This is a genomic window from Chryseobacterium oleae (assembly GCF_900115055.1).
Classification (GTDB): domain Bacteria; phylum Bacteroidota; class Bacteroidia; order Flavobacteriales; family Weeksellaceae; genus Chryseobacterium; species Chryseobacterium oleae.
In genome coordinates, this window is the sequence record NZ_FOVD01000001.1 from 1,261,409 (window position 1) to 1,275,923 (window position 14,515).

General features: G+C 37.7%; 14 protein-coding genes. All 14 read right to left on the reverse strand.

The genetic code is table 11. From position 1 onward, the window contains the following. Window positions 1-5: 5 nt before the first annotated feature. On the reverse strand, window positions 6-827 hold the full coding sequence (locus tag BM143_RS05620) for a polysaccharide biosynthesis/export family protein (protein ID WP_090023609.1): 822 nt from the start codon (window positions 825-827) through the stop codon (window positions 6-8). Between the two features lie 37 nt (window positions 828-864). Then, window positions 865-2,793: a polysaccharide biosynthesis protein gene (locus BM143_RS05625; protein ID WP_090023610.1), complete on the reverse strand. Its 1,929-nt coding sequence runs from the start codon at window positions 2,791-2,793 to the stop codon at window positions 865-867. A 121-nt stretch (window positions 2,794-2,914) separates the two neighbouring features. Beyond that, window positions 2,915-4,006, reverse strand: coding sequence for a DegT/DnrJ/EryC1/StrS family aminotransferase (locus tag BM143_RS05630; protein ID WP_090023611.1), 1,092 nt, complete (start codon window positions 4,004-4,006; stop codon window positions 2,915-2,917). Between the two features lie 44 nt (window positions 4,007-4,050). After that, entirely contained in the window at window positions 4,051-4,515 is a 465-nt protein-coding gene (locus BM143_RS05635) for a regulatory protein RecX (RefSeq protein ID WP_090023612.1), read from the reverse strand. A 60-nt stretch (window positions 4,516-4,575) separates the two neighbouring features. Continuing rightward, entirely contained in the window at window positions 4,576-5,841 is a 1,266-nt protein-coding gene (gene glyA / locus BM143_RS05640) for a serine hydroxymethyltransferase (protein WP_090023613.1), read from the reverse strand. Between the two features lie 132 nt (window positions 5,842-5,973). Further along, on the reverse strand, window positions 5,974-7,008 hold the full coding sequence (gene arsB, locus BM143_RS05645; protein WP_090023614.1) for an ACR3 family arsenite efflux transporter: 1,035 nt from the start codon (window positions 7,006-7,008) through the stop codon (window positions 5,974-5,976). Beyond that, complete coding sequence (locus tag BM143_RS05650; protein ID WP_090023615.1) at window positions 7,005-7,622, reverse strand: arsenate-mycothiol transferase ArsC; 618 nt, start codon at window positions 7,620-7,622, stop codon at window positions 7,005-7,007. Before BM143_RS05650 ends, arsB begins: the two co-directional genes overlap by 4 nt. 22 nt (window positions 7,623-7,644) lie before the next feature. Next, on the reverse strand, window positions 7,645-8,118 hold the full coding sequence (locus tag BM143_RS05655) for a DUF6428 family protein (RefSeq protein WP_090023616.1): 474 nt from the start codon (window positions 8,116-8,118) through the stop codon (window positions 7,645-7,647). Window positions 8,119-8,173: 55 nt separating this feature from the next. Beyond that, window positions 8,174-8,500: an ArsR/SmtB family transcription factor gene (locus BM143_RS05660; protein WP_090023617.1), complete on the reverse strand. Its 327-nt coding sequence runs from the start codon at window positions 8,498-8,500 to the stop codon at window positions 8,174-8,176. Window positions 8,501-8,926: 426 nt separating this feature from the next. Next, window positions 8,927-9,826 (reverse strand): NAD(P)/FAD-dependent oxidoreductase, encoded by a 900-nt coding sequence (locus tag BM143_RS05665; RefSeq protein WP_090023618.1) that lies wholly within the window; start codon window positions 9,824-9,826, stop codon window positions 8,927-8,929. Between the two features lie 399 nt (window positions 9,827-10,225). Beyond that, a complete protein-coding gene (gene bla, locus BM143_RS05670; protein WP_090023619.1) occupies window positions 10,226-10,975 on the reverse strand; it encodes a subclass B1 metallo-beta-lactamase in 750 nt (249 codons plus the stop codon). A gap of 79 nt (window positions 10,976-11,054) precedes the next feature. Continuing rightward, complete coding sequence (locus tag BM143_RS05675; protein ID WP_090023620.1) at window positions 11,055-12,572, reverse strand: glycosyltransferase family 39 protein; 1,518 nt, start codon at window positions 12,570-12,572, stop codon at window positions 11,055-11,057. An 11-nt stretch (window positions 12,573-12,583) separates the two neighbouring features. Beyond that, window positions 12,584-13,147: a hypothetical protein gene (locus BM143_RS05680; protein ID WP_090023621.1), complete on the reverse strand. Its 564-nt coding sequence runs from the start codon at window positions 13,145-13,147 to the stop codon at window positions 12,584-12,586. Between the two features lie 120 nt (window positions 13,148-13,267). After that, entirely contained in the window at window positions 13,268-14,461 is a 1,194-nt protein-coding gene (locus BM143_RS05685; RefSeq protein ID WP_090023622.1) for an efflux RND transporter periplasmic adaptor subunit, read from the reverse strand. Between the last annotated feature and the right edge of the window lie 54 nt (window positions 14,462-14,515).

The window sequence follows — 14,515 nt, forward strand, 5'->3', positions numbered from 1 at the left end:
AATTTTTATTTCTTATTAAATAAACTTACTACTACTGCTACAGCCGTGACTGCAATTGAAACACCTGTTAAGATAAGTCCTGTATTTGGGTTTTGTTTTGCTAAAACGTCTTTTGTATTGTTGGAAGAGATAATAATGGCGTCTCCTTGTTTAAGATTATAGTATGGTGAGTTGATTAAGTTAGCATCGCGAAGATTAACACGTCCATGTGAAACAGTTCCGTTTTCTGTTCTGATTACTAGTACATCATCTCTTTTTCCATATGATGTTAAATCACCAGCAAGTCCCAAGGCATTCAGAATAGTAGCCTGTCCATTTGCTATAGTATAATCTCCTTGTCTGTTTACTTCACCTAATACCGTAACTTTGAAATTGGCAAGCCTCACGCTTATCGTAGGGTTAATGACATATTTTGTCATTTTATCACGTAGTTCATCTTTAAATTCTAATAAAGATTTATCAGTTGTATTAATTTTACCTAAAATAGGAAAGTCAATATTACCTTCAGCATCTACAACATATGTTGGTCCTGTAAGAGTTGTTAATCCTTGATTGGGAGTATTTCCACCAGCCATGGCATTACTTTGGATCAATTCTGACGAAGAATAATTTTGATTGAACGGTTTTACTACGTCCATATCTTTAGCAGTGATCAAAATAATAAGCTGATCACCTGCCTGTATTGTAGGTTTAGAATTTTTTTCCGATGCTTCTATTGCAACCTTCTCTATATTCTGCATATAGTTCAAGTCATTTGGCTTAGTTTGGTTTACCTTGCAGGAAACCAGCATTAATGCAAGAGATATTGCTAATATTTTTCCCTTCATATTTTAAAAATTGTACAAATATACATTTATATTTTTGCTATTTATCTAATAGTTCGTAGATCGAATTATTACTCTTAAATTCCGGAACGATAATTTTCAGCATCTTTACTACATCCACTTTTTCATCCATTACTGAAGCGTCTGTAATCAGATTGATGAGACTTTCAATTTCTGAGAACGACTTCATAGGATCCTTAGAAATCATAATCTTTTCATTGTGAGTAGGAAGCGTTTTTGCATCGTCACTCAACAACTCTTCATATAACTTTTCTCCTGGTCTTAGACCAGTATAAATGATTTTTATATCAATATTAGGTTCAAAACCTGATAGCTTTATCATTCTTCTTGCTAGGTCTAAAATCTTTACAGGCTCTCCCATATCAAAGACAAAGATTTCTCCACCTTGTCCCATTGTTCCGGCCTGAAGAACAAGTTCACAGGCTTCAGGAATAGTCATGAAGTATCTTACAATATCGGGATGGGTAATCGTAACAGGGCCACCGGCCTCAATCTGTTTTTTGAAATGTGGAATAACCGAACCGTTTGATCCCAATACATTTCCAAATCTCGTGGTGATGAATTTTGTCGTATTTCCTTCAACGTGCTGTAAAGACTGTACAAATAATTCAGCTGCTCTTTTTGAAGCCCCCATTACGTTGGTTGGGTTTACAGCTTTATCTGTAGAGATCATGACAAATCTATTCACTTTGTAACGACTTGACAGAACAGCAATATTCTTTGATCCCAAGACATTCACACGAATAGCCTCATTTGGATTTTCTTCTACCAATGGAACGTGCTTATAAGCTGCAGCATGATAAACCATTGAAAAATTGTAGGTTTGAAATAATGGTTCTACCCTGTGTATATTGGAAACATCTGCTAAAACAAATTTAAACCTGATATGAGGAAATTTATCTTTAACTTCAAGTTCAATGTCATATAGCGGGGTTTCAGCCTGATCTAAAACAACAATTAATGCGGGATTAAACTGAGCTACCTGTCTTACGATTTCGCTTCCGATAGAACCCGCCCCCCCTGTCACCAGTATATTTTTATTAAAGTGTCTGCTTTTAACCTCTTCACTTTCAATTTTTATTGGTTTTCTGTTCAGGAGATCCTCAATTTGAAGGTTTCGTATGGCCCCTCCCAAGTCACTATCTCTTAATTTCTGTACAGACGGAGCTTTGAATATGTTCAAGTCTTTTTCCAAAAATAGATTCACCCAGGAATTCATTTCATCCTTAGACATCATTTCTTTAACAATGATTACCCCATCGATGATCAGATCCTCTTTTGTAGCTTCCTCTATTCTTCTTTTTTCGTAAATAGGTTTCCCCAGTAAAGACGCTCTTTTAGAATCGGTTCTTTGGGTAAGAAACCCTACTACCTGATAAGGCAGGCTTGGATTATCTAAAATAGCACGGGCAATGGCAATAGACTGTTCGTCAATACCAAGTACCAATATTCTCTTTTTCAAAGTACTTCTTCTGTATTCTCTCACAATATGAAAAAACTCTTTAACATATAGTCTAAAGAGAAATAGCCCCATGAAAGATATAATGAAATACAGTATCAGGAATGGAGTTAATATGAATTTACCTCCTGTAGACCAAAAATAAATAAGATTAACCAGACCTACTACTGTCATTGTACAAAAACAGGAAATCAGAAGTTTGAAAAGATCAATAAAGGTAGAGTGCCTTATAATCCCCGCATAGGTCTTGAAAAAATACATAAACATCGTATTTATCAGTATAATAAAAGCAAAAACGACACTTTTATCTTCATGATAAATAAACTCTTTCTGAGTGATTTTTTCGATAGTGTAGGTGGATAGAAATAAAGACATTACCAGAATAATAATATCTATTACTAATATTATCCATCTGGGAAGATATCTTACATCTGAGAGATTGACAACATTATCACCTCCAAATATTTTTTTTCTAAGAGAGCTGTACATTGTCTGTATTTGTGTTCATATTTAAATGGGAATAAACCCGATATTTATTAATAATAATTTTAAACTACTGATGCAAAATTAAAATAAATTCTCATCTATACTTAAATTTAAAAAAACAAATTTAGTGAATTTCATTTTCTAAAACTTCAGAAATTCTGGCTCTACTTTCATCTGTTAAATTGGTCCCTGACGGTAGACACAGTCCTGCTTCAAAAAGTGTACCACATAAATTATTTCCAAAAAACAGGTACCCTTTATACAACGGCTGCAGGTGCATTGGCTTCCATAGATATCTGGTTTCTATATTATTCTGAGAAAATTTACTCCTCAGTTTTTCCTTCGAATAATTATTTTTAAGAACTATAGTATTGAGCCAATAATTAGAAAAAAAGTCACTATTGGGTGCAGAAAACAGTTCAATATGATCACTATTCTTCACCATACCTTGATAAAAATCATGGTTTTTTCTTCGTTGAGTGATCTTTTCTTCTAATGTTTCCAACTGCCCTCTTCCGATTCCTGCCGCAATATTATCTATTCTATAATTATATCCTATTTCAGAATGGCTATAGAATTCTTCCTTATCTTTAGCTTGTGTTGCCAGAAAGAGCGCTCTGCTTTTAACTGAAGCATTTCTTGATATTAAAATTCCGCCGCCGCCGGTCGTAATGATCTTGTTCCCGTTAAAACTTATCACAGAAATATCCCCAAAAGTTCCACATGGCTGGCCTTTATATTTACTGCCAAGAGCTTCTGCACTGTCTTCAACAATAGGAATTTCATATTCCTTTGAGATCCTGAGTATTTCGTCTACCTTAAAAGGCATTCCATACAAAGATACAGTAATGATAGCTTTTGGTTTTTTTCCTTGCTGAATACAGTATTTTATAGCCTCTTCCAATGCATCCGGACACATGTTCCAGGTTTGGCTTTCACTGTCAACAAACACAGGAATAGCTTTAAGATAAAGGATAGGATTGGCTGTAGCTACAAAGGTAAAAGACTGACAGATCACAAAATCACCCTCCTCCACGTTGAGTAAACGCAATGCCAGATGAATGGCTGCAGTTCCTGAAGACAAGGCTGTAACATAAGAATTATTTCCTAGATAGGTTTCCAGGCTATTTTCAAATTCGTCTATATTGGCGCCGTATTGAGAGATCCAGTTGGTATCGAATGCATTCTGTATATATTTAAGCTCATTTCCGCCCATATGCGGTGGTGATAGCCAAATCTTTTCTTTTTTCAATTATCTGCTTATGTTTCGTCAAAAGTATCATTTATTTTCTCATATTCAAAACCCCTGCTCATTAAATATTTTATCGTTTTAGATTTTTTTTGATATTCCTGTAATCCTTTTTGTTTGGAGGAATAATCTTCAAATATTTTTCTGATCATTTTTTCGTAATCGTCCTCGTGTATTTCATCAAAACAGCTGTTGATAAGCTTTTCAGAGATCTGTTTTTGCTTCAGGTGCATTTTAATTTTATTTCTGCCCCAATGCTTAATGTAAAATTTCCCTCTGATATAGCTTCGTGTAAACCTTTCCTCGTTCAGATAGTTCTCTTTCAAAAGGTATAGGATGATCTCATCTCTGGCCTCCTCGATTAGCAGGAATTCCCGCATTTTCTGTTCAACTTCTGCATGACAACGGTCCTGGTAAACGCAATAGTTCACCAGTTTCAGTTTTATTTCGTCAAAGGTGAAAGACTTTTTCTCCATAAATAGATATGAAAAAGAATGGACAAAGCTGCCCATTCTTTATGATAATGTTACATTAAATTAATAGTTGAACAGTGCTCTGCCCTCCATCAGTTCATTGACTTTCTTTTTTACAGAACCGATAACTTCTTCATTTTTGATATTGTCCACAACTTCAGAAATAAGTCCTGCAATCGTATCCATATCATTTTCTTTAAGCCCTCTTGTCGTGATCGCTGCAGTTCCCAGTCTGATACCGGAAGTAGTGAACGGTGATTTATCATCAAAAGGAACCATGTTTTTGTTACATGTAATATCTGCAAGCACTAATGCTTTTTCTGTCTCTTTTCCGTTGACGTTTTTATTTCTAAGATCTACCAGCATTAAGTGGTTATCTGTACCTCCACTTACAATATCGAAACCTCTCTCGATCATTGCTTTTGATAATGCCTGTGCGTTGGCTTTAACCTGCTTAGCGTATGTTTCAAATTTACCGTCAATGGCTTCAGCGAAAGCAACTGCCTTACCGGCAATAACATGCTCTAGCGGACCTCCCTGAATTCCTGGGAATACAGCTCCGTCCAATACCTGGCTCATCATCTTCGTTTCTCCTTTTGGTGTTTTGTGACCGTAAGTATTTTCGAAGTCTTTACCCATCATGATCATCCCTCCTCTCGGACCTCTTAAAGTCTTGTGAGTAGTTGTAGTCACTACATGACAGTGTTCGAATGGAGAGTTTAATAACCCTTTAGCCACTAAACCAGCCGGGTGAGCAATATCTGCCCAAAGTGTCGCTCCGATCTCGTCAGCAACTTCTCTGAATTTAGCATAATCCAAATCTCTTGAATAGGCAGAGAACCCAGCGATCAGCATTTTTGGTCTTTCTCTCAAAGCCACTTCTCTCATCTGATCGTAATCGATAAGTCCGGTTTCTTTCTGAACCCCGTAAGAAACTACCTGATATTGGATTCCGGAGAAGTTAACTCCTGAACCGTGAGTAAGGTGTCCTCCCATTGAAAGGTCCATTCCCATGATCTTATCTCCTGCTTTCAAAACTGCAAGATAAACGGCAGCATTAGCCTGAGATCCGGAATGCGGTTGTACGTTCACGTAGTCTACACCGAAAAGTTCCTTTGCTCTGTTGATGGCTAATGTTTCAACCTCATCTACTACTTCACAACCTCCGTAATATCTTTTTCCGGGATATCCTTCAGCATATTTGTTGGTCAGTACACTTCCCATTGCTTTCATCACGTTCTCAGAAACAAAGTTTTCTGACGCAATAAGCTCTAATCCATGGGCTTGTCTTTGTCTTTCTTTTTCAATCAGGTCGAAAATAATGTCCATTTTACTTTTAGTTTTTGAAATTTTTCACCCCAAATGTACGGAATTTACTTTAAGATTTCTGTATCAGAAAGCATGATTTTAGACCAAAATTTTGGGTTTTAAGTTTGAATCTTTTATTATTCGTAATTCCTTTTACTTCAGCTGGTATCTTTTTTTCAGGTATAAACTCGCCTTAACCAATACAATCAAAACAGGAACTTCTACCAAAGGACCAATAACCCCTACAAATGCCTGCGATGAATGAATTCCAAAAACAGCAATACTTACCGCGATAGCCAATTCAAAATTATTTCCTGTAGCTGTAAAAGCAATAGCTGCATTTTTATCATATGGAACTTTAATCAGTCTGTTAATCGAAAAGCTAATGAAAAACATCAACACAAAATAAATAATCAGTGGAATGGCAACTTTCACCACATCCATAGGAAGTTCCAGTATTTTATCTCCTTTCAGGCTAAACATTAAGACAATCGTGAATAACAAAGCATATAAGGTAATGGGTGAGATCATGGGAATAAATTTCCGGCTGTACCATTCTTTTCCTTTCCATTTCGTGAGAAAGTAGCGGCTTAAAAAACCTGCTAAAAAGGGAATACCCAGATAAATTAAAACACTTTTCGTAACATCTCCAATGGGTACTGAAACATTAAAATTCCCGAGTCCTAATTTTTGAGGAAGCACATTGATAAACAGCCATACCAGAAAACTGTAGGATACGATCTGAAAAATACTGTTTAACGCAATTAGCAAAGCCGCATATTCCCGGTTTCCCTGCGCCAGGTCATTCCAGACGATGACCATAGCAATACATCTTGCCAGACCAATAAGGATCAGTCCTATCATAAAATCCGGCTCATTTTTAAGAAAAATAACAGCCAACGCAAACATGAGTACAGGTCCAACAACCCAATTTAAGACCAACGAAACGGTGATTACTTTTTTGTCTCTGAACACTTTCGGCAGTAAGGCATAGTCCACTTTCGCCAATGGCGGATACATCATCAAGATCAGCCCGGCCGCTAAAGGTATATTCGTCGTACCTGAAGAAAGTGAATGGGTGAGTACAGAAATCCCCGGAAAATAATATCCCAAACCAACGCCGGTAAGCATTGCGAGAAAGATCCAAAGGGTCAGATATCTGTCGAGAAGTTTTAATTTGGGTTTCATACTTGTTTATTTATTCTGGAAAAAACATAAAACATTTCAGCACCAATCTCCCTACTTCGTTGTTTGTATGTCTCGGTTTGTTTAGAACTTCCATCTGAAATTTTAGGATCTTCAAATGTAATGGGAATCCGTTTTTCTGCGCCTGCAATAAAAGGGCAACCTCCATCTGCCTGAGAGCAGGTCATCACTGCTGCAAAACCGCTGTCTGGATTAAAAATATCATCATACTTTTTAGAAAATCCAATGAGTGGCAGGGCATTTTCAGCATATTTTACGGCATACACAGGATTTTCACCTTCACTGAGTTTCCAGATGTGAAAACCCTCTTCCATCAAGGTTTCAGCAATCTTAGGAAATAAAGCCGTGGTCTCCGTTCCTCCGGAGTAGCAGTGTACGTCAGGAATTTTAAAATAAGCAGAGGCCGTCTGTGCCCAGATCTGCGCAAGATGGCTTCGACGGGAATTGTGGGTACAGATAAAATTAATATCTATTGCTTCCCGGTTTCTTTTTTTGCTTTCTATAAAATCAATTAAGGGCTGCAATACCGCCTTTCTTTCATCGCTGATATTCTGAGCAAGAATTTCTTCTATATGTTTTAGTAGTTTAGGATACATTTCAATTGGTATTAAATTAATATTAGCAGCAACCTGAATCCGGTGTGCAGCAGGAATTCTGATCCGTTTTCAGCTCACTCAGACTGATTTTTTGTTTTTCCTGAGGAATACCACATGCTTCGTTAGCCAGGCAGGCCGTCACTTTATTTTTCAGCACAAAGTTTTTACCATTAAATTCCAGATCATATTTTCCAATCGTCTGGTCCTGATATTCCACTTCAATTTCAAAATCTCCGATCCCTAGCTTTTCCTCCGACAGATTGATGATGTGGAGCAGTTTTCCCGGTTTCAGACGGTGTTCGTAATCATCTGCGTCCCAAAGCTGAAAATTCACTCTTTCTTCTTTTCTGATGGTTCCTCCGCAGTCGATGAAGTTTTTGGTCACCATCCCTACTTCCGTCACATGGAAGTGTTCCGGTACCAATTTCCCGTTCTCCAGCTGGAATTCTACATTCTCCAATGCCGGTAAAATGTTTTTAATGTCTGATAATTTCATAGATTTATTTTTATTGTTATAATGCAATATTGCGATAATAAAAGTCAAAAAAATTTTAGCAGCAATTCTGCTTTTTCACCGCGGAAATGATATTGGAAAAGAAAGCATTCAGGATTTCAAAAGCTTTTTCATCAATACAATAGCATACGGAGTTTCCTTCAATGTTTCCTTTGATCAGTCCTGCATTTTTTAATTCTTTAAGGTGTTGGGAAACGGTAGGCTGTGCAAGAGGAAGTTCATTCACGATATCTCCGCAGATACATTCATTGACTTTAAGAAGGTATTCAATGATGGCAATTCTCGCCGGATGCCCCAAAGCTTTTGCAATGACCGCTATTTTGTTTTGCTCATCCGTAAAGAAATCTGTTTTTGTAGCTCCCATATCATTTAATTATATCGCAATATTACGATAATAAATTTTTACAGCAAAATATTTTAGTCATTTTTATTACGTCAGAAAGTTTGAAGCTCGAAGAGGGATGTTATTGAAACCCAAAGGAAGAACTATAAGATATCTTCAGTAATTTTTCAGGTAACTGTTGAAAATGATTTCTAATAGTAACTTCCAGCCTCCCTCTTTCATCTCCCATCTAAACACAAAATCCCTGCAGAAATTTTCTACAGGGACCGCACCAATTTATATATATGAATATGAAATTCCGAATAAGCTGTTTTGATAATAAAGGAAGCTGGAGGATGGAAGAAGGAAGTCACAATACTCTAAAAAACAACTATGTCCTTAAGTCTGTCAGAAATTATCTCTCTACACAAAACTAAAACTTCCAACCTCTCTTCCCCATTGGATACATTAAAACAATTCTTCTGTAAGTTCTTTATTGACTACTGCTCCGGCGAAATTCCCCTGTGCTACCGCATTGGCTACAGATCTCATCATCGTTACATTGTCTCCGCATGCAAAGACTCCCGGAACGTTGGTTTTCTGCATCATATCAACTTTGATGAAACCCTGCTCTGTAAGCTCACAGCCAAGATCACCTGAAGCATTAATGTTCTGCTCAAAGGGTATTTTGGCGTATAGAACTTTCAATGAAATTTCCTTTCCGGTTTTGAAAATAATTTTTCTAATATTCCCGTTTTCATGTTCAATGTTCTCTACTTCATCTTCTACCAGCGTGATATTATTCTCTGCCAGTTTATGCTTTTGCTCTTTGGAAAGCACTGATGGCCCGTTTGTAAATAAGAAGAGATCTTTCGTCAGGTTGTAGACGAGTTTAGAAAAATCATAAGCCATATCACCATCGGAAAGGATTCCGGTGATTTCATTTCTCACTTCATACCCGTGACAATACGGACAATGCAGTACCGAAATTCCCCAGCATTCTGAAAATCCGGGAATATTGGGCATAAGATCTTTCACTCCCGAAGCAAGGATCAGTTTTTTAGCTTTGAATTTTTCACCATCAAGCATTTCTGTTTCAAAGCCTTCGTCTGTTTTTCCTACTTTGACCACAGAACCTTCATGAAACTGTACCGTATCATAGGCTGCTACCTGCTCGCGGGCAAGATCAGAGATTTCCTTTGGGGTTTTTCCATCGTGGGTAATGAAATTATGGGAATGCGGAGTCTGTCTGTTGCATGGTTTCCCACTGTCGATGATCAGAACATTTCTTACTGATCTTCCCAAAGACATTCCGGCCGATAATCCGGCATAACTTCCTCCTATGATGATAACGTCGTAGCTTTTCATGATTGATGAATGATAATTGATGATTAATGTGAGAAGGTTTACCATAAGCCTGTCTCAACTTCATTGCTTTTGCTCTTTTGCTTTGACAAAGGTAAAACAAAATTTCATTAAAGCAATATTGTTGCATTAATATTTTCTATCATGATGAATTGATGCGGAAACAATAAAGAAAAACAGCTGATTTTAAACCTGTAAATAATTTAAAATCAGCTGTCAGTTGATATATTAATGGATGAGTTTTGTTTAAAGAAAGGAAGCCTGAGGGTGGAAGATGGAAGCTATAGAGGACCGAATAGGAGTTTTCACTCTTTCATGCATTTCATTTAAATACCGGAAGTAATAAAAACTGTTATTAAGAACTTCCAGCCTCCCTCTTACATCTTCCAGCCACTTAATCCTTTAATTTTTAAACAGTTTGATCGTATAGTCTAAAAGTTCCTGCCCACCTATTTCTCCATGTCCCGGCATTACGATTTTAACATCGGGATATTGGGCTTTTACTTTTTCAACAGTTGGAGACCAGGCCTGAACATTGGCATCACCCAAATAGCCTTTCGTAGCATCTACTTCTTTGATCAGGCAGCCCCCGAACATGGCTTTTTCATCGGGAACATATGCAACAACATTGTCTTTTGTGTGCCCTTCTCCAAAGTATTTCAATATAATTTTATGTTTTCCGGCGTTCAGGGTCATGGTATCATTGAATCCGTGACCGGGAACATTGGCGCCTGTTTGTTTGGCCAGCTCTATGGTTTTATTATTGGCGTAAGACGGAATATTATTTTTATCAAATTCTTTCAGTCCACCCAGACAGTCATCATGAAAATGGGTCGCAACAACGGCGTTCACCTTTGAATGAAGGTTATTTTTGATCCATGAAATCAATTCTTCAGAGCTTTTATCATTGGTTGGGGTATCCAGAATTACGGTTTCATTGCCGTCTTTTACAATCATTCCGTTGCATTCCACTTTTCCAAAGGAGTCTGTATTTAAATAGGATATGTGCTGATAAATACCATTTGACAGTTGAATGATGGACAGGTTATCAGTTTTGTACATTAGTTTAGCTTTCTCCTGCTTTTTCTGAGAAGTACAGCTAAAAGCAAACAGTGCAGAGGATAAGAGTAAAATTTTTGACAGTGATTTCATAGGTTTAATTCATTACAGCTAAATTAGAAAATATTTCTCCCTCTAAAGTGATAAGCCATAGTTAATTAAGTGTTAATTATCACCATTTCATTTTATCAATTTCATCTTGAATTCTCTTCCTGATATCAATTTTAGCACCTTCAAAACTAAAGACGGTAGTTCCTTTTTCCCGGGCAAACTTATTGACAATGGAATCGGCCGCTTTGCCGGTGTTAAAATAAGGACCTGTTTCTTTGAGTTCATCTTCATCTTTGGAAAATTCTTTCACTCGAATCAGATTAACATACTTTTTACTCAGATCAAACCAATTGATGTAATCTGCATTAAAGGAAACCGCTTTTATATTTTTTTTCGAATAATAATTGATGGCGCCTGCCTGTCCGTAATTATCACAGAGCACAAGTGTATTTCCGGATTTTGACAATATGGAATATTCTTTATCCACTTTTTCCGCAAGTTCTTTCCAACCCTGCATATCTGCAAAATCCTGGGGTAACGGATGATCATCCCCATCTTCCCAACGGAGCAGTCCCATCTTTTTGTAGGGTTCCGGGTGACTGATGATGTATTCCGGGCTTTTATTGGGAAATGCGATCTGATACAAAGGCAAAAACAGTAAAACAGGAATTACAATAAAGACCGGTTTAAGAAATTTCTTCCAGCCATTTTCAAAAACAGGAGCCAGAAAAACAGCCCCGAATCCTATAAAAACCGGATAAAGACCAACGGCATAATAATCTTTGGCTTTAAAAAATACAAACAGCGCAATCGTCAAGACATACATCCAGAAGAAGGACCTGAATTTCTCAAACGGCTTATAAAACAGCAAGGCATACCATCCAGCAATAATCACCAAAAAGGAACCTATAAAAAACAGAATCTGAGACTTAAAAAAATCAAACCGATCGACATGGACGAGCTGTCTTTCCGTAAGTTCTTTCATATGGTGAATCACCGGAAAACCGTTACTGTATTGCCACAACAGATTGGGCAGCATGATCAACAGTGCCAGTAATCCCGCAATATAAAGATGCGGCTGAAGAAAGATCTTCCTTTGTTTCGTCAATAGAACAGCCGGGATCATTCCCAACACTGAAAAGGCGATATTGTATTTATTCAGGAAACCTATTCCGAAGATCACAGCAGCGATGTAGAGCCATTTTACTTTTTCTGAATTGAAGTATTTAATCAGTGTATAATAAATAAGGGTCCATAAGAGGACTTCCAGAGAAGTCGGCTGAAAAAGCATATTGATCCGGAGAAGCACCGACAGCAGAATGCCCGTTGAAGCCAGAATTTGAGCGTATAAATTTCCATGAAGTTCTTCAATGATCTTCCATACCACAACAATCGTCAATGCTCCGAAGAGAGCCGGAAAAAATTTAACCCAAAAGACAGAACCTCCGGCTATTTTTACCAGCCAGGCGAGCCATGAATTGACAGGCGGCACAGAAAGATATCCCCATGCAAGGTGATTGCCCTGATCAAGATGTAAGTATTCATCCCGGTGCAGTTCATATTCCGGGCTGATGAGGGAATACTGGAGAATGAATTTTGCGATGATAAAGAAAAAGAGAACCAGGTAGTTTTTCTTCATGGAGGAGGATTTTAAGCTTTTTCAAATTTTTGACGGATTATTTCTGCTTTGACATCTGATACTTTTCGTGTCCAAAATTGAATATATTCACGTTTTCCGGGAAATTCCGTGACCGTTTGGCTTTGGCCGCTAAGGACGTTGCTTTTGTACTCTTCCAAAGTATTTTTTAAGTACTCTTCATAGTCTTTAGGATTTTGGGGAACGTAACCAATCCCGTCACACCCGCAGCTGTGAAAACACCGTCCTATGACAAACAGGCCTTCTACAATTTTCCATTCTTTAACAGCGGTTTTCTTCGGTGCTTTAAAATCCCACCCAAGGTCTGCCATGAGGCTTCCACATTCGGGACATTTTATCTTTCTTGCCCTGATCTCTTCTGTCAGTGCATCAAGTTCTTCTTTTTTAGCTTTTGTAAACACATCGCCCACATCTCTTATCGTCCCATCCGGCTGATGATAGATTTTTTCTTTTTCAATTCTTGAAAGAATATCATACGTATCGGTCTGTTTAAATGATTTTCTGCATTTAAAACAGGTGTAATGGGATTTATATGTTTTCCGGGCATACCTGCACATGTCTTTATTTTAATATCAAATCTAATAATTCTATTTCAGAGATGAACAGACCTGATTAATAAAAAAATCCTGAGAATAAATTCCCAGGATCTTACAGTTTAAATATATAGTGATTGTTTACTATTTTTTCTTTTCTTTAAGCTCTTCCTTGTCTTTATCGGAAGGGTTCCATACTTTCACTTCAGAGTCTTTGGTGATTCCTGAAAGGATCTGCACATTGATTCCATCGCTGGCTCCTAATTTTACATAGACTTTCTTGAACTTTCCATCCTTCTGTTTTACTTCTACAAATGGCGTGTCTTTTCCGTTTTTCTTTTCGTACTGAACCAGTGATTCATCCAATAGCAATGCGTTCTTCTCAGATTTAAGGACGATTTCTCCGTTGGCAGAGAATCCCGCTCTGATGTATTCATTGTTAGGATTCGTCACATCACCTTCCACCGGGAATTTGATAGTTCCTAAATTGTCTTTTCCTTTGGGCGCGATCATCGTCAGTTTTCCCGGGAACGTTTTGTTCTGAAGGGCACCGATTACGATTTTCATATCCATTCCTTGTTTCAGTTTTCCTGCCTGAGCTTCGTCTATTTCTCCCTGGAAGATCAAAGAATTAAGGTCTGCAATAGAACAGATCGTTGTACCTGCGTTGAAAGAGTTGGCCTCAATCACCTGGCTTCCTACTTTTACAGGAACCTCAAGAACGGTACCTGATGCCTTGGAACGGATCTGTGTTGTCGCCAATCCCTGAAGTTCAGGAGTCGCTCCGGTTTTTACAATCTGTAGTCTTTTTTGAGCGGTCGCTAACTGCTGGTTGGCATTTCTAAGCGTCTGCTGCTGGGTATACAGCTGCTGCTGTGAGTTTAAATACTCCTGCTTGGAAATTACGCCCTGCTTAAACAGTTTTTCCTGCATAGCATATTGTTTCTGCATGTTATCCACATTCAGCTTGGCGTTACTGATCTGCAGCTGGGAATTCACTACTTCCTGCTGAGCGTTGTTCACGTCAGCAATGTTAGGAATGATTCTCACGGTAGCGATCAGCTGTCCTGCTACCACTTTATCGCCTTCATCTACCAAAATTTTATCAATGATTCCCGCAATGTTCGGCTTGATTTCAATTTCTTCTTTCGGAACGATTTTTCCCGTGGCCATTACCTTGTCTTCCATGTTCTGGTACGATGGTTTTCTGGTCAGGAAAGCTTCACTCTCTTTAGAATTTGATTTCACGAGATACCCGATCCCGGAGAACAATGCCACTGCAAATAAAAGCCCCAGTACAATATAAATGGCTTTTTTCCAAGTGAATTTCTTTTTCATATATCTAGTTTATTTTTTACTATTAAGATTTTTAACTGATTTAAATATTTAATG

What these genes read in the sequence shown, in the direction of transcription:
- BM143_RS05620 (WP_090023609.1), bottom strand. Translation starts at nt 827, where the DNA reads ATGAAGGGAAAAATATTAGCAATATCTCTTGCATTAATGCTGGTTTCC.
- BM143_RS05625 (WP_090023610.1), bottom strand. Translation starts at nt 2,793, where the DNA reads ATGTACAGCTCTCTTAGAAAAAAAATATTTGGAGGTGATAATGTTGTC.
- BM143_RS05630 (WP_090023611.1), bottom strand. Translation starts at nt 4,006, where the DNA reads ATGGGCGGAAATGAGCTTAAATATATACAGAATGCATTCGATACCAAC.
- BM143_RS05635 (WP_090023612.1), bottom strand. Translation starts at nt 4,515, where the DNA reads ATGGAGAAAAAGTCTTTCACCTTTGACGAAATAAAACTGAAACTGGTG.
- glyA (WP_090023613.1), bottom strand. Translation starts at nt 5,841, where the DNA reads ATGGACATTATTTTCGACCTGATTGAAAAAGAAAGACAAAGACAAGCC.
- arsB (WP_090023614.1), bottom strand. Translation starts at nt 7,008, where the DNA reads ATGAAACCCAAATTAAAACTTCTCGACAGATATCTGACCCTTTGGATC.
- BM143_RS05650 (WP_090023615.1), bottom strand. Translation starts at nt 7,622, where the DNA reads ATGTATCCTAAACTACTAAAACATATAGAAGAAATTCTTGCTCAGAAT.
- BM143_RS05655 (WP_090023616.1), bottom strand. Translation starts at nt 8,118, where the DNA reads ATGAAATTATCAGACATTAAAAACATTTTACCGGCATTGGAGAATGTA.
- BM143_RS05660 (WP_090023617.1), bottom strand. Translation starts at nt 8,500, where the DNA reads ATGGGAGCTACAAAAACAGATTTCTTTACGGATGAGCAAAACAAAATA.
- BM143_RS05665 (WP_090023618.1), bottom strand. Translation starts at nt 9,826, where the DNA reads ATGAAAAGCTACGACGTTATCATCATAGGAGGAAGTTATGCCGGATTA.
- bla (WP_090023619.1), bottom strand. Translation starts at nt 10,975, where the DNA reads ATGAAATCACTGTCAAAAATTTTACTCTTATCCTCTGCACTGTTTGCT.
- BM143_RS05675 (WP_090023620.1), bottom strand. Translation starts at nt 12,572, where the DNA reads ATGAAGAAAAACTACCTGGTTCTCTTTTTCTTTATCATCGCAAAATTC.
- BM143_RS05680 (WP_090023621.1), bottom strand. Translation starts at nt 13,147, where the DNA reads ATGTGCAGGTATGCCCGGAAAACATATAAATCCCATTACACCTGTTTT.
- BM143_RS05685 (WP_090023622.1), bottom strand. Translation starts at nt 14,461, where the DNA reads ATGAAAAAGAAATTCACTTGGAAAAAAGCCATTTATATTGTACTGGGG.